This is a genomic window from Campylobacter sp. RM16192 (assembly GCF_004803855.2).
In the GTDB taxonomy this organism is placed as follows: Bacteria; Campylobacterota; Campylobacteria; order Campylobacterales; family Campylobacteraceae; genus Campylobacter_A.
Genome location: NZ_CP012552.1, coordinates 1,621,191 through 1,641,507 on the forward strand (window position 1 = coordinate 1,621,191; position 20,317 = coordinate 1,641,507).

Annotated in this window: 22 protein-coding genes and 1 pseudogene; 3 read left to right on the forward strand and 20 right to left on the reverse strand. The window is 37.0% G+C overall.

The features are described 5' to 3' along the window. Positions 1-6: 6 nt before the first annotated feature. The 8 genes from serB to lpxB are packed head-to-tail and all read right to left on the reverse strand — an operon-like array spanning position 7 to position 7,693. Entirely contained in the window at positions 7-630 is a 624-nt protein-coding gene (gene serB, locus CDOMC_RS08595; RefSeq protein ID WP_172129362.1) for a phosphoserine phosphatase SerB, read from the reverse strand. A gap of 11 nt (positions 631-641) precedes the next feature. Further along, positions 642-1,139 carry a chemotaxis protein CheW gene (locus tag CDOMC_RS08600; RefSeq protein WP_172129364.1) on the reverse strand — a complete coding sequence of 166 codons (498 nt, stop codon included), beginning with the start codon at positions 1,137-1,139 and terminating at the stop codon, positions 642-644. A gap of 3 nt (positions 1,140-1,142) precedes the next feature. Continuing rightward, complete coding sequence (locus CDOMC_RS08605) at positions 1,143-3,488, reverse strand: hybrid sensor histidine kinase/response regulator (RefSeq protein WP_172129365.1); 2,346 nt, start codon at positions 3,486-3,488, stop codon at positions 1,143-1,145. Positions 3,489-3,497: 9 nt separating this feature from the next. Next, complete coding sequence (locus CDOMC_RS08610) at positions 3,498-4,445, reverse strand: chemotaxis protein (RefSeq protein ID WP_169973501.1); 948 nt, start codon at positions 4,443-4,445, stop codon at positions 3,498-3,500. After that, positions 4,438-5,166, reverse strand: a complete 729-nt coding sequence (locus CDOMC_RS08615; protein WP_172129367.1) for a UDP-2,3-diacylglucosamine diphosphatase — start codon at positions 5,164-5,166, stop codon at positions 4,438-4,440. The genes CDOMC_RS08610 and CDOMC_RS08615 overlap by 8 nt, the downstream gene beginning before the upstream one ends. Before the next feature lies 1 nt (position 5,167). Next, positions 5,168-6,169, reverse strand: a complete 1,002-nt coding sequence (gene argC, locus CDOMC_RS08620) for an N-acetyl-gamma-glutamyl-phosphate reductase (protein WP_172129369.1) — start codon at positions 6,167-6,169, stop codon at positions 5,168-5,170. A gap of 2 nt (positions 6,170-6,171) precedes the next feature. Beyond that, on the reverse strand, positions 6,172-6,660 hold the full coding sequence (gene greA, locus CDOMC_RS08625; protein ID WP_169973506.1) for a transcription elongation factor GreA: 489 nt from the start codon (positions 6,658-6,660) through the stop codon (positions 6,172-6,174). Between the two features lies 1 nt (position 6,661). Next, positions 6,662-7,693, reverse strand: coding sequence for a lipid-A-disaccharide synthase (gene lpxB / locus CDOMC_RS08630; protein ID WP_172129371.1), 1,032 nt, complete (start codon positions 7,691-7,693; stop codon positions 6,662-6,664). Positions 7,694-7,824: 131 nt separating this feature from the next. On the opposite strand from lpxB, the gene surE reads away from it, so the two are divergent. Both surE and CDOMC_RS08640 read left to right on the forward strand, forming a co-directional pair. Next, positions 7,825-8,595 carry a 5'/3'-nucleotidase SurE gene (gene surE, locus CDOMC_RS08635; RefSeq protein ID WP_172129373.1) on the forward strand — a complete coding sequence of 257 codons (771 nt, stop codon included), beginning with the start codon at positions 7,825-7,827 and terminating at the stop codon, positions 8,593-8,595. Further along, positions 8,592-9,242 (forward strand): tRNA threonylcarbamoyladenosine dehydratase, encoded by a 651-nt coding sequence (locus CDOMC_RS08640; protein ID WP_172129375.1) that lies wholly within the window; start codon positions 8,592-8,594, stop codon positions 9,240-9,242. Before surE ends, CDOMC_RS08640 begins: the two co-directional genes overlap by 4 nt. On the opposite strand, the gene CDOMC_RS08645 is transcribed toward CDOMC_RS08640, so the two are convergent. The 6 genes from CDOMC_RS08645 to CDOMC_RS08670 form a co-directional block, all read right to left on the reverse strand. Continuing rightward, entirely contained in the window at positions 9,239-9,676 is a 438-nt protein-coding gene (locus CDOMC_RS08645) for an isoleucyl-tRNA synthetase (protein ID WP_172129377.1), read from the reverse strand. The genes CDOMC_RS08640 and CDOMC_RS08645 overlap by 4 nt on opposite strands. A gap of 81 nt (positions 9,677-9,757) precedes the next feature. Continuing rightward, positions 9,758-11,116 (reverse strand): NADP-specific glutamate dehydrogenase, encoded by a 1,359-nt coding sequence (gene gdhA / locus CDOMC_RS08650; RefSeq protein WP_172129379.1) that lies wholly within the window; start codon positions 11,114-11,116, stop codon positions 9,758-9,760. A 218-nt stretch (positions 11,117-11,334) separates the two neighbouring features. After that, on the reverse strand, positions 11,335-11,757 hold the full coding sequence (locus tag CDOMC_RS08655) for a Sua5/YciO/YrdC/YwlC family protein (RefSeq protein ID WP_172129381.1): 423 nt from the start codon (positions 11,755-11,757) through the stop codon (positions 11,335-11,337). Further along, complete coding sequence (locus CDOMC_RS08660) at positions 11,754-12,656, reverse strand: DMT family transporter (RefSeq protein WP_172129383.1); 903 nt, start codon at positions 12,654-12,656, stop codon at positions 11,754-11,756. The genes CDOMC_RS08655 and CDOMC_RS08660 overlap by 4 nt, the downstream gene beginning before the upstream one ends. 84 nt (positions 12,657-12,740) lie before the next feature. After that, a complete protein-coding gene (locus tag CDOMC_RS08665) occupies positions 12,741-13,559 on the reverse strand; it encodes a DNA-methyltransferase (RefSeq protein WP_172129385.1) in 819 nt (272 codons plus the stop codon). Continuing rightward, positions 13,552-13,926 (reverse strand): DpnII family type II restriction endonuclease, encoded by a 375-nt coding sequence (locus CDOMC_RS08670; protein WP_336244381.1) that lies wholly within the window; start codon positions 13,924-13,926, stop codon positions 13,552-13,554. Before CDOMC_RS08670 ends, CDOMC_RS08665 begins: the two co-directional genes overlap by 8 nt. Between CDOMC_RS08670 and CDOMC_RS10200 the strand changes: the two are divergent. Then, positions 13,876-14,200: pseudogene (locus tag CDOMC_RS10200) on the forward strand (DpnII family type II restriction endonuclease); the annotation flags it as partial. The gene CDOMC_RS08670 and the pseudogene CDOMC_RS10200 overlap by 51 nt on opposite strands. On the opposite strand, the gene CDOMC_RS10205 reads toward CDOMC_RS10200, so the two are convergent. The 6 genes from CDOMC_RS10205 to CDOMC_RS08700 are packed head-to-tail and all read right to left on the reverse strand — an operon-like array spanning position 14,177 to position 20,307. Further along, on the reverse strand, positions 14,177-14,371 hold the full coding sequence (locus CDOMC_RS10205; RefSeq protein ID WP_172129387.1) for a DpnII family type II restriction endonuclease: 195 nt from the start codon (positions 14,369-14,371) through the stop codon (positions 14,177-14,179). The pseudogene CDOMC_RS10200 and the gene CDOMC_RS10205 overlap by 24 nt on opposite strands. A 14-nt stretch (positions 14,372-14,385) precedes the next feature. Further along, complete coding sequence (locus CDOMC_RS08680) at positions 14,386-14,568, reverse strand: DpnD/PcfM family protein (protein ID WP_172129389.1); 183 nt, start codon at positions 14,566-14,568, stop codon at positions 14,386-14,388. Then, positions 14,558-15,262 carry a hypothetical protein gene (locus tag CDOMC_RS08685; RefSeq protein WP_172129391.1) on the reverse strand — a complete coding sequence of 235 codons (705 nt, stop codon included), beginning with the start codon at positions 15,260-15,262 and terminating at the stop codon, positions 14,558-14,560. Before CDOMC_RS08685 ends, CDOMC_RS08680 begins: the two co-directional genes overlap by 11 nt. A gap of 5 nt (positions 15,263-15,267) precedes the next feature. Next, the gene (gene carB, locus CDOMC_RS08690; protein WP_172129394.1) at positions 15,268-18,525 is read right to left on the reverse strand and encodes a carbamoyl-phosphate synthase large subunit; all 3,258 of its coding nucleotides are present in this window, start codon (positions 18,523-18,525) and stop codon (positions 15,268-15,270) included. Continuing rightward, the gene (gene mreC / locus CDOMC_RS08695) at positions 18,525-19,280 is read right to left on the reverse strand and encodes a rod shape-determining protein MreC (RefSeq protein ID WP_172129396.1); all 756 of its coding nucleotides are present in this window, start codon (positions 19,278-19,280) and stop codon (positions 18,525-18,527) included. Before mreC ends, carB begins: the two co-directional genes overlap by 1 nt. Continuing rightward, on the reverse strand, positions 19,270-20,307 hold the full coding sequence (locus CDOMC_RS08700) for a rod shape-determining protein (protein WP_172129398.1): 1,038 nt from the start codon (positions 20,305-20,307) through the stop codon (positions 19,270-19,272). Before CDOMC_RS08700 ends, mreC begins: the two co-directional genes overlap by 11 nt. Positions 20,308-20,317 lie beyond the last annotated feature (10 nt).

Genomic DNA, 20,317 nt, shown 5'->3' on the forward strand with positions numbered 1-20,317 from the left:
CTCTCCCTATACTATTTTTATAATCTCTCTTAGATCTTTTGTATCCACACAATGAGTGGCTTTGGCTCTTAAAATCTCTTTTGCGCAAAAGGCTATTTTTATATTCGAATGCTCAAACATCGATAGATCGTTAGCTCCATCTCCTACGCTCATAGTTTCTTCTTTGCTAATACCAAGCAGGCTTTGCAGGCTTTGCATCATAATTCCTTTGGAAAAGCCAAACATCATCTCGCCACCAACAAGCCCGGTAAGCCTACCGTCTTTATGGTGTAAAATATTGGCAAAAGATGCGTCAAATTTAAGCTTCTTTTGCGCCCTATCCGTGCCAGAATGAAATCCGCCACTAAAAACTACAACTTTGACGCCTTTACTTTTTAAATGATCTATAAGATCAAAAGCACCGTTCATAAGCGGTAATTTTTCACAAATTTCATCAACAATAGAAAGCTCAAGACCCTTTAAATAAGCAACTCTTCTAGTAAGACTCTCAAAAAAATCAAGCTCTCCAGCCATGGCCATCCTAGTTATCTTGCTTACCTCATCTCCTACTTTACAAGCCTGAGCCAAAAAATCTATAGTCTCTCCATCCATAAGCGTGGAGTCAAAATCAAATACACAAAGCTTTATCAATTTGTAACCTTTTAAAAATCACGCTTTAAAAGAGCTTCGACTTTTAAAATCGTAAGTATATTTTGATCTCTTTTGCCTATGCCGTATATCATACCCTTGTCTTTAATCAAAGTCTCAGGCGGCGGATCTATCCTATTTCTTTTTATCCTAATGGCTTCCGTTAGCCTGTCTATGACAAAGCCTGCCACATTTTCCTCATCTTTCATTACTATATACCTAGTGCTTGGACCGGGCTTAACCGAGCCAAGAGCGAATTTCTTTCTTAAATCTATAAGAGGGATAACGCTTCCTCTTAGATTAAATACACCCAGGACATAATCCGGAACACTTGGCACGCGAGTATACTCAATAGGCTTAATAATCTCTTTTATATTTAAAATAGGTATAGCATACTCTTCTTCACCTACGATAAATCCGACAAGCTGGATTACCTCGTCTCTATCCTTTTCGGCAGGATCAGCCATCTGTTTTTTTTGTCTTTTTAGAACCTGATTTAGTTTGTCATTCATGTTCTATCCTATCAATTTAATATTTTTTCTAACTACGTTTTCAAGATATTCTGACGAATACGGCTTGGTTATGTATTCAGTCATTCCTACCTCAACACCTCTTAGTCTATCAGTCTTTGAAGTTCTAGAAGTAACGGCAATTAGCGGTAAATTTCTATATTTTGAATACTTACGAATTTCTCCGGCTAGTGTATATCCATCCATTCTAGGCATCTCAATATCTATTAAAATTGCATCAAGTGCATGCTCGCCTGATTTTACAATAGCAAGAGCCTCTACTCCATTAGTAGCCTCCAGAACAGTTACTCCAAGTGGCTCAAGGGATTTTTGCATGATAGTTCTATCCATTTTAGAGTCATCTACAATCAAGACCTTATAATCGCTTGGCTTTTCTTTAACCGCCTTTGATGATTCCATACTGGCTTTTATATCTACTTTGATATCTTTTGCCATCTCCATCATGGTTCCCACATCTACTATTAGAGTTACTCTTCCGTCTCCTCTTATCGTAGCACCAGCTATTCCAGGGATATTTTGCAAATATTCTCCCATAGATTTTATAACAACTTCTTCTTGCCCTACAAGACTATCTACTATAATTCCAAGTTTTGTTTCGGCTACGCCTATTATGACAACATAAGTCTGATCTCCGTTGTCAAATACCTGCTTTACACCGAAAATATCTGAAAGTTTTACAAGAGATAGAACTTCGTCTCTAAGTCTAAGCACATTTTTTCCATCTATTGTATATATATCATCTACAGGCACTCGCACAGTCTCAAGAACGCTTGCAAGCGGAATAGCGTAAAATTCCTCCTGAACTCCTACTAAAAGCGATTGCATAATAGCTAGAGTAAGAGGTATCTTAAGCTTCATTACCGTGCCTTTGCCGAGCTCACTCTCTATATCTATAATTCCGTTTAATTTTTCTATATTTGTCTTAACGACATCCATTCCCACGCCACGTCCACTTACGTTGGTAACTTTTGCTGCTGTCGAGAATCCAGGCTTAAATATAAGTCCGAACGCCTCTTTATTACTCATTGTATCCGCTTCTCGCTCGGTAATGATTCCTTTTTCTACAGAGCGAGCTTTTAGCATATCAGCGTCAAGACCCTTACCGTCATCAGCTATCTCTATTACGATATGATTTCCTTCATTATAGGCTTTTAGCTCGATGGTTCCTTTTTCACTTTTGCCTGCAGCAATTCTAGTTGCCGCATTTTCTATGCCGTGATCGCAAGAATTTCTAATCATATGCACAAGAGGATCGCCGATCTGTTCTACTATAGACTTATCAAGCTCTGTCTCTTCTCCTGTTATTTCAAGATCTATCTGTTTATTAAGCTCTCTACTTAAATCTCTAATCATTCTAGGAAATTTATTAAATACCTTAGCCACAGGAAGCATTCTGGTTTTCATAACTGCAAGCTGGATATCGGTAGTAACTAAGCTTAAACCGGATACTACTTGATTTAGCTCTTCAAGGAATTTTTCACCCTCGTACCTCTCTTCGACATCGTCATAAATTTTTATAAGCCTATTCTTACCAAGGACGAGTTCACCTATTAGATTCATAAGGTGATCTAGTCTTTTTACCTCTACGCGGATTGTCTGCTCGGCATCAGATCCGCTAGATGCTGCCGGAACCTTCTTATCCTTGTCGGCTTCATTTGCCTTAGAAGCGGGTGCTGGTTTAGGCGATGCTGGCTCAGGAGCTGGCTGCTTGTTGGCAGGAGTAGATGCTGCTGCGGATGCTGCCTTTTGACTACGTCTAGCATGATCTTCAGCCTTTCTTACCTTTAACAATCTCTCTATTTCAGCCTCAACCTCATCATCTGTTAAATTTGATAAATTTTCATCGCTTATTTCAGGTTCAGGTTCAACTTCTGGCTCTGGCTCTGGTTTTGTCTCAGGAACTTTTTGTGCAGGCTTTTGCTCAGCCGCAGGAGCCGCTTCTCCCTCTGAAATAGCTGTAAGTCTTGCACAAATATCAGAAATTTCTATACCTACATCAGTATCGTTACCATTGTCCCTTATGCCATGTAAAAGCTCCTTCATCATGTCTATAGATTCTAAAACTACGTCCATGATATCTGGGGTTATTTTTAACTCATCTTTTCTAGCTTTATTTAAAACATCTTCCATATGATGAGTAAGTTTAGTCAAGATATCAAAATTTAGAAACGATGATGAACCCTTAACAGTATGCGCTACACGGAAAATTCTATTTAAAAGCTCCAAATCCTCAGGATTTGACTCAAGCTCAATAAGATCATGGTCAATCTGCTCAACAAGTTCGAAGGCCTCTACTAAAAAGTCTTCAAGTATCTCTTTCATATCATCCATCTTATACCCCTATTTAGCAGATTTGTGTACTTCGACTACGCGAAGCACCTCATTATAAAGCAAAGTGGCATCAAATTTAGTTAGGTATGCTGCACCGCCGGCCTCTTTACTTTGAGCCTCACTATACATATTATTTAATGAAGAGTTGAATATTATCGGAATACTAGAGTATCTACTATCATCTTTTAAAGTAGCTGCAAAGCGGTATCCGTCCATCTGAGGCATCTCAATATCGCTTAAAATTACTCTTAAATAATCATGCAACTTATCCCCATACATATCATATAGATCTTGCATCTTAGCAAGTCCTTCCACTCCGTCTTTTGCCTCAACCACTTTTAAACCCATCTTTTCAAGAGTATCTTTTACAAGTTTTCTTGCGGTAGAGCTATCGTCAAGCACTAAAGCCAGTCCGGTTAAAGCTTTGGTCTTATCTATCTCAACCTCTATCTTAGGGCTATAAATTCCAAGCTCTTCAACTATGCTTTCAAGATCAAGTATCAGTAATACTTCATCGTTTTCTATACGAGTAACGCCTGTGATTTTACCTTTATCCAGAGCGCCTGAATTTGCGGAAAAACTCGTAGCCTCTATATCAGACCAGCTTATACGTCTGATTCTTTTAGCCTCATGAACTATAAAACCTATTAAAATTTCACTAAATTCTGATATTATCACTCGAGGCTTTATAGCTACTCCGGTAGGCTCTTTTATCTGCATCCATTTGGCCAAATTTATAACAGGTATAACAACTCCGCGCAGATCAAAAATTCCCTCTATATATTCAGGAACACCGGGTAATTCGGTCAAATTAGGCATCTTAATGATTTCACGCACTTTAGCAACATTTACTCCGTATATACCCTCATATACTTTGTCTCCCGTCTGCTTAAAGATGCGAAAATCAACAAGTTCCATTTCGTTTGAACCGGTTTTTAAAACTTTATCATCAAACATTTTGGCCCCTTGTATTGGCAAACTTAATATTTTTGTCATATTCTACTACAAAATAACTTTGATCGTATGCAAAACAAGGAATATTTATATACTCATAATTTTCAAATTTTATAATCTCTCCTTGATGAAAGTGTCCCTCAATGACGAATTTAGCGTCAAAATTTACTAAGTGTCTAGCTATAATCTCTCTAAAATTTAAAATTTTATAGCTTAAATTTTTATCTCTAAGTTTTGTAAAAATCGCTTTTGAAATTTTAAAATTTAAAATATTATCAATGAAGTTAATAGATTTTAAAAATAGCTTTAGCCTTAAAAATCTCAAAGCATATTTATCAACAAAAGGCAAAAATATATCTCCATGCGCTATCTGAACGCTCTCTTGATTTTGAGTTAAGAAATTTGCAGGCTGTTTTTCAATAGGATAGACATTGATATTTTTGAAAATTTTACTAAGATTAAAGTCGTGATTTCCTTCAAAATAATGAATCTCCATCCTTTCTCCAAGCTCGTCAAGAAGTTTTATATATTCACTCGCAAATTCAAGCGAATAGTCGCAAAAATCGGATAAGAAATCAAACATATCGCCCATTATAAAAAGTTGCGAGGTCTTTATCTCGCCCTCTTTTAGGGATTTTAAAAATTTTAAAAAATGGCGACGATTTTCATTTTCGTGAGCATCGGCAATAAAAATCGCTCCGTTTTTTATAATAGTTTGACTCATTTTAAGGCATTACGGTTAAAGTTGGTAAAGCCAAGCTCTCTTCAAATCCACTCATCAAATTCGCATTAGCTAAGGCTTGCGAGCTAGCTCCTCTTAAAAGATTATCAATGGCTGAATTTATAAAAATTTTATCTTCGCTTATATAGGCTGTGATATCGCAAAAGTGCGTTCCCGCAACGTCTTTTATATTTGAAGGCTTATCAATGATACGAATAAATTTCTCATTTTTATAAAATTTACGCAAAATTTCCAAGGGCTCTATCTGGCTATTTAGTTTAGCATATACGCTTACTAGCATTCCACGGGTTATAGGAAGCAGGTGAGGCACAAAGAGAGTTGGGATTTGAGTGCCGGCAAGAAGAGAAATTTGCTCTTTTATCTCGTCACTATGGCGGTGTTTTATAGGATTATAAGCGTTTGCATTTTCATTTACGCTTACAAAATGAGTTGTTGTACTTGCTTTTTTGCCAGCACCGCTGACACCGCTTTTTGCATCGATTATAACACCAAAATCTCTATCGATATATGGCAAAAACGCAGCTATATCTAAAATAGAGGCAGTAGGATAACAACCAGGATTTGCTATTAAATTTGCCGATTTTATCCTATCTCTATTTAGCTCTACCAGTCCATAAACGGCATTTGCCAAATTTTTTGGATCCAGATGTTCGCAGTAATTTTTCTCATAAAGGGCTTGACTTAGCCTATAATCAGCAGAAAAATCCACAACCTTTACACCTAAGCTTAAAAGCTCTTTGGCATACTTCATCGCCTCTTGATGGGGAAGAGCCAAAAATACAAGTTCACACTTTTTAGCAGCTTCTTTAGCGTCCGCTACTTTTACGTCAAACTCGAAAACACTCTTTAAAGATGGGAAAATCTCTTCTATTCTACTCTCAGAGCTTGCAGCTAGGTAGTTAATCTTAAATTTAGGATGATTTAAAAGCAGTTTTATTAGCTCAAATCCAGTATATCCGCTAACCCCTATTATTCCTACATTCATAATTAGTCTCCAAATTTAATAGGCCTATAATCTACCGAAACTATCTCCACGTCGCTTCTACCGTTTGGTAAATTTAAAGTCACTTCATCGCCTTCAAATTTACCTATTAGCTGCTTGGCAAGAGGCGAATTTATCGATATTAGACCGCGTTCTAAATTACTTTCAGGAGTGCCGACTAGGGTATATGTTCTTTCCATCTCGGTTTCAACGTCCATAATTACAACCGTAGAGCCGAATTTAACCTTTTCGTGCTCATATTCGGTCGGATCGATAACTTTTGCACGGCTTACTATATCGCTAAGCTCAGCTATTCTACTCTCGATAAAGGCCTGCTTCTCACGTGCCGCATGATACTCGGCATTCTCCTTAAGATCGCCGTGACTCCTTGCTATATCGATCTCCTCGACTATCTTAGGACGCTCTACGCTCTTTAAATTTTTAAGTTCGTTCGTTATCTTTTCATACCCAAAAACCGTCATTAATTCAGTCATTTTAATCCTTTTTTATTATATTAGCTACATTTTCGGCAGAGCCGTGCTTTAAATAGTTGCGTAGCTTTATACAACCTTCTATAAATTTATTTTTATCACAATTTTCATATGCTTTTAGTAAATTTTCAGCCGTTACCTCATCTTGCAAGAGCTCAATATGAAGCTTGTTCTCTCCCATAAAATCAAGCATTATATTAGCAAGACCTATAAATTTTAGCTTAACAAAAATCCTAGCTATAAATATATCAATGGCTTTAGCCTTATAGGCTAAAACAAACGGAGTCGCAATCAATGCCGCCTGAAGAGTGGCGGTTCCCGAGCAGATAAACGCAAATTCACTTTGCAAAAGGGCTCTTGGAGCGTTATTTACAACTTCAAATTCACCTATATCTCCGTAAATTTCCAGCTCATTCATCAAATGAGGAGGAACCACCAGCTGCTTTACTCCATCTATCTTTTTTGCAACTTCTCTAAAAATCGGCATCAGACGAGCTATCTCGGCCTTTCTAGAGCCCGGCATAAAAGCAAATTTCTTACTATCTATAAGAGTATTTTTACGCACTTTAAGCTCATCAAGCAATGGGTGTCCGACATAAATGCAGCGATTATAAAATTTGGCATCAAACGGCAAAATAGAAGCCAAGTTATCGCAATACTTTTCTACCTTTGCTACTCTTTTTGGCTTCCAAGCCCAAACCTGCGGCAATATATAATAAGTAATAGGAGCCTTAACGCCTGCCTCTTTTATCGCTTTTGCAAGAGGAAGATTAAATGCAGGAGAATCTATTAGCAAGATATGATCAGACTCTTTTGCTAGCTTTACCATCTCTTTTATAGCGCGCTTAGCTTTAAAATAAAGCGGCAATACTTCTACAAATCCCATTGCCGAAAATTCAGAACTCCTCATATAAGGCTTACCGAATTTCTCGTCAAAAATCCCTAAAATTTCATATTTAGGCAAAAATTCTAAAACCTCACCCAAATGCAAATTTGCAGAAGGCTCAAGGCATGAAACTAATAGTTTTTTACTCATTTTTATCCAAATTTTTTAGCTTCATTATAGCCGATTTAGGCTGAAAGTTAAGATTATTAAAAGATACAAGCCTTAAAACCAAATTTATAAAAAAGGATATAATTAGCTCAATAAAATTTCAAAGGAAAATTTTGAGAGAGATTCTAATCACAAATGATGACGGATTTGAGGCAAAAGGACTTCACGAACTAGCTAGAGCCTTAATGGAGATACCAAACACAAATGTAACCATAGTAGCTCCAAGCTCTGAAAAATCAGCTTGTGCACACTCTTTGACACTTACAAAACCGCTTAGATTTATAAAAATAGATGATAATTTTTTCAAGCTTGACGACGCTACCCCAAGCGATTGCGTATACTTAGCGCTTCACGCCTTATATCAAAAAAAACCTGATTTAGTAATATCTGGCATAAATCACGGTGCAAATTTGGGCGAGGATATAACCTATTCTGGAACGTGTGGAGCAGCGATGGAAGGAGTATTGCAAGGAATTAAATCAATCGCATTTTCGCAATTTTATAAAAATGACAGCATAGAGATGCTTGGCTTTTCTCTAGCAAGAGAGATAGTAAAATTTATAGTGCCAAAAGTACTTGACAATCAGATAAATTTGCCTGATAGACAATTTTTAAACGTAAACATCCCAGCGGTTACTCCAAAAGAGTTTAAAGGTTATCAAGTTGTGCCGGTAGGCAGGCGAAGCTATGCTACTCACGCTACACTTAACCGTAATCCAAGAGGGATAGAGTATTATTGGTTAGGAGTAGCTGCGCTTGATTATGAACAAGGCGAACCAAGCGATATAAGCGTTGTAAACGAAGGCTACGCGAGCCTTACTCCTATTATGCTTGATATGACGGCTCACTCAAGCCTAGAAATTTTAAAAAAGAGCATAAAATGAGCGAGATAATAGATAGATTTACTCGCATAAGATGGCTTGTGGGGGGTGACGGCTTTGAAAAACTTCAAAAGGCCAAAGTGCTAGTATGCGGAGTTGGAGGAGTCGGAGGAGTATGCGTAGACGCTCTAGCTCGAAGCGGAATCGGTGAAATCGTAATAATAGACAAAGACACTTTCGACATTACAAACCAAAATCGCCAAATTTACAGCGAAGCGGTAGGGGCTGTGAAAGTAGACGAATTTGCTAAAATTTATCCAAATATCAAGGCTTTAAAAGAGCTTATCACGCCTAAATTTATAGAAAATTTTGACTTTAGCAAATTTGATGTCGTAGTAGATGCCATAGATGATATGGCGGCAAAAATCGCTCTTGCTAATGCTGCGCCTAAAAAAATAATAGCCTCGATGGGGGGAGCAAAACGCATAGACGCCTCACAGGTAAAAGTAGCCTCTGTATGGCAAACCTACAATGATCCTCTTGCCAGAAAATATAGAAGCGAGCTTAAAAGATCAGGATTTCAAGGCGACTTTGAAGTGGTATTTTCTACGGAGTTACCACAGTGTAAAGAGCTTGGAAGCTTTATGGGAGTGACGGCTGTCTTTGGACTAAATTTAGCAAGTCTTACAGTAAAGAAAATTTTAGCCTAAAATCTTTTGATCTCTACAACCTTGCCGGTATCACTTCTAAGAAAGTAAATTTGTTTGCGCCCGGTGTATATAACATTTCCTTTGATTGTTATATTTAAATCAGGCGAAGGCTTAATGGTGGTTAATTCACCTTTAAAAATAAATTCACCGATCTTTCTGCCTAACTCATCTTGCCACGATAGAGCGCAGACTAATAAAATAATGGCGTAAAAAATTCGTATAAATTTTCTAAAAGGTGTATAGAAAATAAGATATCCGAATACAAAAGAGGTCGGTAAAATCCAAAGCCAAGGCACACTATCTACAAAAATTATATTAAAATATTCAGATACTTTATAATAGTCAAAATAGCTTGTTTTAAGCCCGACAAAAAGAGTAAAAATAACTGCTAAAACGAATAAAATTCCTATAAAAAAAGCGTTTATAAACTTCATATCGGCTCCTTTTAATAGTATTTATGTAAATTTACACTCTTAATGTAAAGTTTGGGCTTAAAATATATGCTTATTAATTTATCAGACATACCCCTGATCTATCATCGCATCAGCAACTTTTCTAAAACCTGCGATGTTTGAGCCTAAAACCAAGTTGCCTTCGTCTCCAAATTCCTTGCTCGTCTCGTAAGAGAGTTCAAAAATATGATTCATGATACCGTGAAGCATTCTATCTACTTTTTCAAAACTCCAAGATGTCATACCGGCATTTTGCATCATCTCTATTCCGCTAGTGCCGACTCCTCCCGCATTTGCAGCTTTTGCAGGAGCGAAATAAAAATCTTTTTGAGCTAGCATAAAATTTATCGCATCTAATGTGCTTGGCATGTTTGCACCCTCTGCGACAAAGCGACAACCGTTTGCGTAAAGCACTTTTATATCTGTTAAATGGATCTCGTTTTGAGTAGCACAAGGAAAAGCTCCGTCACAAGGCACATCCCAGACTCCATTTCTGCCCTCTTTATATTCGCTCACGCTTACATATTTTGCATTTGGTCTAAATTTCACATATTCGCTAAGTCTTTCACGCCTAACCTCTTTTATCTCCTTTAGTAAAGATACATCTATACCTTCGCTATCATATACGTAACCACTTGAATCAGAAGCCGTAATAGGCAATGCCCCCACCTGATAAAGCTTTTCTATGGTATATATGGCGACATTTCCGCTTCCGCTTACGGAGCATCTTTTGCCATCAAGATCAAGACCGGCTTTTTGAAGCATATTTTGAGTAAAATACACAACTCCATATCCTGTAGCCTCTGTTCTAGCAAGGCTTCCGCCCCAATTTAAGCCTTTGCCTGTTAAAATCCCATCAAATCTACCGGTTAGTTTTTTATACTGTCCAAACATATATCCAATCTCTCTAGCGCCCACACCTATATCGCCTGCTGGCACATCTACGGTGTTACCTATATGGCGGTATAGTTCGTTTATAAAAGCTTGGCAAAAACGCATTATCTCATTATCGCTTTTACCCTTTGGATCAAAACTGCTTCCGCCTTTTGCACCACCCATTCTAACGCCTGTAAGAGAGTTTTTAAAAATCTGCTCAAATGCTAAAAATTTCAGCACACCAAGATCAACACTAGGATGAAATCTAAGCCCGCCCTTATATGGACCAACTGCTGAATTGAATTGGATTCTATAGCCATTATGAACCTGGGGTCTTCCATTATCATCGGTATATGTCACTCTAAAAATAACCGTTCTTTCAGGGATTACTATGCGCTCTAATATGGCGTGTTTTTGGTATTTGCTCTCTTTTTTTATTAAAGGCTCTAAATTATAAAGCACCTCTGTAGCGGCTTGGACGAATACTGCCTGACCTGGGTTTGTCCTCTTTATCCACTCCAAAGTCTGGTTAATATATTCGCTCATTTTGGATCCTTTTTGATAGATTTTTATGGTGAAATATTAACACTGTAGTAAAAAAATTTTGTTTAAAGTTATTTTTATATTTTTATTTTAGGCATTTGATGTTACAGATTGAAACTAAATTTATTCTGGTTTAATATTAATGTATATTCTATAATGTTTTAAATGTAAAATTTAAAAGATAAGATTGAAATTTCAAGAAAGTATTGTTACAAAAAGACCTATCTAAGCTTTTTTATTCTTTTGTTTGAAATTTTATATATCCTTGAGCTTGCACTCTCTTTAAACTCGCTATCCACTATATTATCCGCTACGCTTTTTGCCCAAATTTCATCAAATTTCTCTCCGCTTAAATTTGCACTAGTTGAGTAAAGCCAGCCGTGAATATCAAGAAATTGAGCATGCTCGCACTCTTTAACAATTCGCACGGCCTTTAAATTTGGATATAAAAATGTAGTTTTTCTTGCTCGGCGAACTAAATTTTTAAATTTATCTGGAACTCGCACGAGTGTTTTTAGCTCGCTAAATTTTGATGTTGTGATAAGACATGGCTTATCTTCGTCTCGCCCTTTAATTCGGTTTAGTTCACGATAATCTTTGCTTAAAAATCCAGCTGTAGTATCGGTTTGGGCAAGATATATCATCTCGCCTTCTCCTTTTTAGAAAGTATTAAAATACAAGATATTATAAATACAAACCCGATAAAATCTAATAAAACAAACTCGGTCTTAAGCCAAAAATATCCAAAAATAGCGGCACTAACAGGCTCTATGCAAGCTATCATGCTAGCCTTGCTTGCACCTATTGTCTTAACGCCTACCATATAAAAACTAAAGGCAAAAATAGTGCCTAAGGTGACGACAGACAAAAACGCTAAAAAGCCATCAGTATCACTTACACCATCTAAACTCCAAGGTCTTGTTATAAGTGCCAAAGCAGCTCCAGCTATCACCATACCCCAGCCCAGGTTTAAGGCGACAGGATATTTTTTATTAAGTCTTGTCGGTACAAGGCTATAAATGACGATGCCTGTTGCGCTTATTAGAGCATAAACTAAAGCTTTTCCTCCGATGGCAAGAGTATTGAAATTTCCATGAGTTGCCAATAAAAAGACACCTAAAATAGCAAGTATTAAAGCGATTAGTTCATTTTGCTTTGGAAATCTTCTCTCCATTAAACATACAACAGCTAGTATCATTGCAGGCGCAGAGTATTGTATGACCGTTGCAACTGCGGCATTTGATAGCTCTATAGCACAAAAATATGTATATTGCGTCATCAAAAGACCGAAAAAAGCATATATCATAAGCTCTAAAAGCAACTTAGTATCTCTTATCGGTTTAAAAGCTAGCTTTGGATTTGAAATCATAAAATATATTACCAAAACCGTTCCAGCCAAAAATAGCCTGTAAGGAACAAGCCAATCTGGGCTTATATTTTTTTGTTCGAATAGATATTGTCCGCAAACCCCACTAAAACCCCATAAAATACCGCCAAAAAGTGTAGAGAGTATGCCCAAGAATTCGCTTATATTTTTTTGCATAGATCAACCTTAAGATTAAAAAATAAGTATATAAATTTAATCTTAATCACAAATAAAATATTACTTTATTTTAAATACTATTTCTTAAAAATCTAAGCTATATTGTTCAAGTAGTCGAATGTCTGAAAATTTACGTTTAAAATTGACAAAATTTGCATCTAACTCCTGTTTTCTTTTTTGAGAAATTTTAATAAATTCATCCTCTTTTTCTATACCTACAAATTTTCGTCCTAATAAATTTGCAGCTATTCCCGTCGTGCTTGAACCGCTAAAAGGATCGCAGATAAGGCTATTTGCACTGCTTGCCATCAAAATTATACGCACTAAAAGAGAAAGCGGCTTTTGCGTCGGATGCTTGCCGCAGCTTTTCTCCCAAGGAGCAATAGCCGGAAAACTCCAAACATCTTTCATCTGTTTATCGCCGTTTAGTTTTTTCATAAGTTCGTAGTTAAATATATGCTTATGCTTTTCACTCTTTCTTGCCCAGATAATCTGCTCTGTGCTGTGAGTTAGGTATCTACAGCTAAAATTTGGAGGCGGATTTGTCTTTTGCCATGTTATGATATTTAAAATTTTATAATCCAGCTTTTGCAAAGCTCGCCCGATAGAAAAGATATTATGATAGGTTCCGCTTATCATTACACTTCCGTTGTCGGTTAGCGCATTTTTGGCTAGGCTAAGCCAAGAGAGGTTAAATTTATCTATCTCATCTATGCCATAGCTCTTATCCCACTCGCCTTTATTGACGCTTACTATGCGTCCGCTTTGGATACTTAAGCCGTTATTTGATAAAAAATATGGCGGATCGGCAAAGATTAGATCAAATTCTTTTGTAAATTTCGGCAAAATTTCAAAGCAATCGCCTTGAAGAAGAGTGAAGTTGCTTTCTACTTTATCAGCCATGTTTTAGCTCACTAGTAAAAAGATGAAGCGTAGATAAGTTGTAAATCTTCACACTTTTATAAGCTTCTTCAAGCTTATTTTTAGCACTTAACCAGCCTTGTCCGTCTGTTATCCAAACGAATTTAAATCTGTCATAAAGTGAAACTTTGTGCGAAATTTCTATATAGGATCTGGCTACTTCATTTAGTTTTGAACCGCCCGTATTATAAAAATTTGTCTCTATCAAATATGTTAGCTCACCAGCTTTGATAACAAAATCAAATCTCTTTTGATCGCTTCCTAAATCTAAGCCAAGGCTTAGGTTGCTAACTTCAGTTTGAAAACAAATATTAACAGACTTTTTAAGTATGATAAAGAGTGCTTTGATGTCTTAAATTTGCTTATTGCGGTTCGTGATAAAAATACAGATGTAATTGATAATAACAGGGTTTTAACTAAGATTAAGACATATTTTAACGACCCAGAAAAAATCTATGAATTTTTTTGTGAAACAGGACTTGATAAAGTTTTTATAAGTGGGAAAATTAAAAATTTATGATTATGTATTTGGAGTAGAAGTGGGGCTTGATACAAATGCTCGTAAAAATCGCGGTGGAAGCAATTTTGCGCGAATTATTTCAGAATATTTTAATAGTGAAAATATTTGTTTTCAAATCATCTTTACCAAGCAAAAAATTAAGCGCATGAAGCTTTATCGAAACAATTTGCAAATTTTCATCACACTTTTTAAAATCGGTAAAATAACCTAAATTTGCATTAGTTTTCCTAAGCATCCCTAAAAAATCATAAAAATTTGTTAAATTTTGCTCCATTAAAAACCTAAATTTTAAATTTCAGACTTAATTTGTTCTTTGGCTTCAAATTCCACACAGCAAAAATCATCTGCGCTTAAAATCACTTCACATTTATTATAAGCTGATTTTGCGATCTTACACGCTTCTTCTTTATTTTTTGCTTTAATAACAAGCTTTTTTACAAGTGTCTCGGTTATTTGAACTTCAAATTCCAACTTGAACCTTTAAATTTTCTTTTTCATATAGTTTTACTATGCTATCATAATCAACAAAACGCACGCTATTAGCAATACTTTCATATATGGATGCGTTAATTACGCTATCAAATTGAGCGCGTCTATTTTTATCTGCAACTATAAACATCGTAGCGTTAAAGTCTTGAAGTTCATAAAATTTATTAAGAGAATTTTTAAAATCAGTTGAGTGCTCTACTTCAAAAAACGAATGAGGCAGCTTGCGTTCGTTAAACCATATCGCATCGATAGTTTTAGCAATTTTTATGATTTTTGGATAAGAAAATTCATAAATTTCACTAGTCGTAGCTACTTCATGTAGTTTTTTATCGATGAAAAATCTATTTTTATCTTGTGGAGGTATATAAGTATAAAAATTTCTTAAATTCCCGATTTGTGCGATAATTCCTTGAAAATAAGAGTGGGTAAACTCATTCTCTCGTGTAATCTCTTTTATATTAAGCTTTGATAAAATTTCGCTTTTAAATTCGCTAAGACCCCAAAGTCCGGGCTGAATTTTAAAAAATTCTTTATTTGTCTGAACTATCCTGCGTATCGTGGCAAACGGAGTTTTAGTCTGCCACGAACTAACATCGGTTAGTCTATAAAGCTGTGAAAACGTAGCCAAATTTCCGTTTTCAACCATAGCTTTTATGACAAAATCTTTTTGCTTCATTTAAACTATTTCGTTAAATAATCCTGTAAACTTTTTACTTCCAAAGCTGAACCATCTTGAACGCTTCTAATCGACTTTGCAGCGGCAAGCGCAGCAGCGATAGTCGTAAAATAAGGAATTTTAAATCGCAATATATTTTGGCGAATTTTCTTGCCATCCTCGGCGTTTGATTTGCTGTCGCTTGTGTTTATAACAAGCGAGATATCGCCGTTTTTGAGCATATCTTCCACGTTTGGACGACCTTCGCTGATCTTATACACAAATTCCGCATCTACATTGCTATATTTTAAAATTTTATGCGTTCCACCTGTTGCTATTATCTTAAACCCTAATTTTATAAACTCTTTTGCAAGATTAACAGCATATGTCTTGTCATTATCCGCAAGAGTTAAGAAGACAAGTCCCACTGTCGGAAGCGAGTTGTTGGCTGCAATTTGCGACTTGGCAAAGCTTCTTGCAAAATCACTGCTGATACCCATAACTTCGCCCGTTGATTTCATCTCAGGGCCAAGGATTAAGTCTGCGCCGCTTAGTTTATTAAACGGAAATACCGCTTCTTTAACGCAAACGTGATTTTTAACGCGCGGTTTTAGGATGCCCTCCTCTTCAAAGACGACTCCGTAAGCGTCGTAAAATTTAAGCGCTTCACGCAAATTTCCTTGCCACATAACGCGGGTTGCAACCTTTGCCATAGGAACGCCCGTAGCCTTACTTACAAAAGGCACGGTGCGACTTGCGCGAGGGTTTACTTCTATCATATATAGCTCGTTTTGATAGATAGCAAACTGGATATTCATAAGTCCCACAACGCCCAAATTTAGTGCTATATCGCGAGTTTGGCTCTCGACTTTTTTTATCATCTCGCTACTTAAACTCATTGGTGGCAGTATGCACGCGCTATCGCCTGAGTGGATACCCGCCTCCTCGATATGCTGCATAATAGCACCGATATATACATCCTTGCCGTCGCTTATTGCATCGACATCAAGCTCAATAGCATCTTGCAAGAATTTATCAAGCAATACAGGAGAATTGTTGCTTACATTCACAGCTTCGCTCATATACTCTTTTAGTTCAGCCTCACTATGAACTCTTCTCATAGCACGTCCGCCAAGTACATAGCTAGGACGCACAAGCACCGGATAACCTATGGTATTAGCCTTTCTAATAGCCTCGCTTTCGCTTGTAGCGGTATCGTTAACGGGTTGCTTTACTCCGATTTTATTTATAAATTCGCTAAATTTCTTTCTATCTTCTGCGATATCAATAACGCGAGCAGTAGTTCCGATAATCTTAGCACCGGCTATAGTTAAGCGCTTAGCAAATTTAAGAGGAGTTTGTCCTCCGAAATGCACTATCACTCCATCTGGCTTTTCGCGTTCGATGACTGAGCGTACATGCTCAAAATCAATCGGCTCAAAATAAAGCACATCGCTCGTGTCGTAATCTGTTGATACAGTCTCTGGATTACAGTTATACATTATAGTCTTTACGCCAAGATCGCGAAGAGCGTAGCTTGCATGTACGCAGCAATAATCAAATTCTATGCCTTGACCTATTCGGTTTGGTCCACCGCCTATTATCATCACTTTTTTAGAATCATCGGCTAATAAATTTTGTGGAATTTTAGTGATATTTGTCGTAGAATACAGATACGAAGTAAGCGCTTTTAACTCTCCTGCGCAAGTATCTACCTCATTGTATTCAAGATTAATACCAAGCTTATTTCTAGCAAAATAGATATCATTTTGACTAAGTTCAAGATTGTCTTTTAAATTTATAAGATGAGCTATCATCTTATCGCTAAAGCCCATTGATTTGGCTTCGCGAAGCAAATTTTCATCATTTAATATATCCATATCAATTCTATCTTCAAATTCAACTATTTGGCGAATTTGATCCAAAAACCAAGGATCTATCTTGCTATATTCGCTAATTTCATCTATACTAAGTCCGTCTCTAAATGCTTGAGCGATCATCAAAAGACGATTTTCATTAGCGTTTCTAAGTCCGTAAATCAAAGCGTTTTTATCTAAATTTAAAAAGTTAAATCCATAAAAATCCTTTTCCATCGAGCAAAGTGCCTTTTGAATACTCTCTTTAAACGTCCTTCCTATAGCCATTACTTCACCCACAGACTTCATCGCCGTGCCTAAATACGGATTCGCACCTGGAAATTTTTCAAAAGTAAAGCGAGGAATTTTAGTCACTATATAATCAATTGCGGGCTCTCTTGATGCAGGAGTATCGGCTATATCGTTTTTTATCTCGTCTAGGCTAAAGCCAACGGCAAGAAGAGTAGCAACCTTTGCTATAGGATAACCTGTAGCCTTACTGGCAAGCGCAGAACTACGGCTAACACGCGGGTTCATTTCTATAACTACCATTCTACCATTTTTCGGATTTATAGCAAACTGCATATTGCTTCCACCGGTATCTACACCTATCTCCCTGATAATCGCAAAGCTTGCTTCGCGCATCTTTTGATACTCTTTATCTGTTAGAGTAAGCGCTGGGGCTATAGTGATAGAATCTCCCGTATGCACACCCATTGGATCGAGGTTTTCGATAGAACATACTATAATGCAACTGTCTTTGCTATCTCTAATAACCTCCATCTCATACTCTTTCCAGCCAAGCAAACTCTCCTCTATTAAAATTTCATGTATCGGGCTTGCATCTATGCCAGCTTGCGCAAGCTCTCTAAACTCATCAATATTATATGCAACTCCGCTTCCTGCGCCACCTAGAGTAAAAGACGCTCTAATAATAAGAGGAAATCCTATCTCATTAGCAGCTGACATAGCTTCTTCGAGGTTATAAGCGTATCTACTCTTTGGCAGATCCATACCTATTCTTTGCATAGCAGCTTTAAATTCCTGTCTATCCTCACCCTTTTTGATCGCCTCAGGTCTAGCGCCTAAGAATTTCACGCCTTCAAGCATTCCTGATTCATGTAGCTGCATAGCCACGTTTAAAGCCACTTGTCCACCCATAGTAGGCAAAATGGCATCTACATTTTCTTTATCGATTATACGTTTTATACTCTCTTTTGTAATAGGCTCTACATAAGTAGCATCGGCAAAATCAGGATCGGTCATGATGGTAGCTGGGTTTGAGTTAATAAGCACGACCTTATAGCCTAAACTCTTTAGAGTCTTAGCCGCCTGCGTGCCACTATAATCAAATTCGCAAGCTTGACCGATAACAATAGGTCCTGAGCCTATCAATAAAACTGTTTTTATATCTTCTCTTTTTGGCATTATTTTTCCTTTGTAACTGCATATAGATATGATGGAATATCAACTTTTACGTATGGTTCTACCAATACGCTCTTATATAAACTCTCTTCAATAACTTTTGTAACTTTTCCTACAGGAACTCCGCTAAAAAATATCCCGTCAAGCCCACTTGTATAGACCTCATCGCCCTCTTTTGGATGAAGCCATTGAGGAATAAATTTTATCAAAAGTCCGTTCTTATTGCCATGTGCTACACCTGGGATCTTTTCATTTCCCACAAAAACCGCAAATATATTTTTAGGATCATTTTGCAAGATGGCCATTGGGCGATCGTCTTTAGATACTACTATACCGGCACTCTTACCCTGATAGATAAGCCCATAAATTTTAGAGCTATTAAAATCATCAAATTTATCAAGCCAAATTTTATTATAATCGCTTATATTTACATAGCTTAATGCTCTAACGAGCTGAATTTTGGGCTCATATATGCTTGAATTTTTATCTATCAAAATTTCATTTAGCTCTTTAGCAAATGAGGCTAAAAGAACGGCAGACTTTTCAAGCTCAACATTTTGAGCTCTAAGAGATATTATCTCCTCTTTTTGTCTAAAATGCTCATTTACCTTGTTGACTATAAATTTAATGCCATCATCATACATTTTGACAATAGAACTATTTAAATTTACAACCTCTTTGCTAAATATCTCACCCTTGTAAAGAGAGCCAAGCACCAAGGCTCCGATTAAAATAACAAATAAAATTTTACTCTTCATTTGTTAGTTGTTGCAAAAGTCCTATCTCTTCTAAGGCCTTACCAGTTCCTCTTGCAACAGCCATTAGCGGCTCATCGGCCACGAACACAGGAAGCTTCACTATATCAGATAGATATTTATCAAGTCCTCTTATCAGAGCTCCACCACCTGTTAAAACCACTCCATTTTCTACAATATCTCCGGCAAGATCTGGCGGCATCATTTCAAGCACTGTTTTTAAGGCGTCAGCTATCTCTTTAAGAGGCTCTCTCATCGCCTCTCGCACATCTTCACTAGTTAGTTCTATCCTGCTTAAAAGTCCGCTTACTTGATCGCGCCCTTTGACTACGATAGTAAGCTCTTGAGGAAGCTGTATAGCAGAGCCTACTTGGATCTTTATATCCTCTCCAGCTCTTTCGCCTATTAAAAGGTTGTATTTTTCTTTTATGTAGTTTACTATGCTCATATCAATCTTATCGCCAGCAGTTCGAATTGATTTACTGATAACCAGACCTCCTAAGGAGACAACTCCTATCTCAGTAGTTCCTCCGCCGATATCTACAACCAAATTTCCTTGCGGCTCACGAACCGGCAAATTTGCTCCAATTGCCGCAGCCATAGGCTCTTCTATCAAAAACACCTCTCTAGCGCCCGCACTAAGTGCACTTTCTCGAACGGCTTTTCTCTCAACCTGAGTTAATCCATAAGGCACCGAAATAATAATACGCGGACGAATGAAGCTTTTACGTTTATGTGTCTTTTCTATGAAGTATCTAATCATCTTTTCAGTCATATCAAAGTCAGCTATAACGCCGTCTCTCATCGGTCTTATAGCCTCTATATCGCCGGGAGTCTTACCTACCATCTCCTTGGCTTCATGTCCTACTGCTAGAATTTTTTGCTTACCGTATTTTTCACGTTGCACGGCAACTACTGAAGGCTCATTTATTATAATGCCTTTATCTTTTACTAACACAAGAGTGTTTGCCGTGCCCAAATCTATACCCATATCACTTGAGAAAAATCCAATAATTTGATCTAAAATCATCTTTTACCTT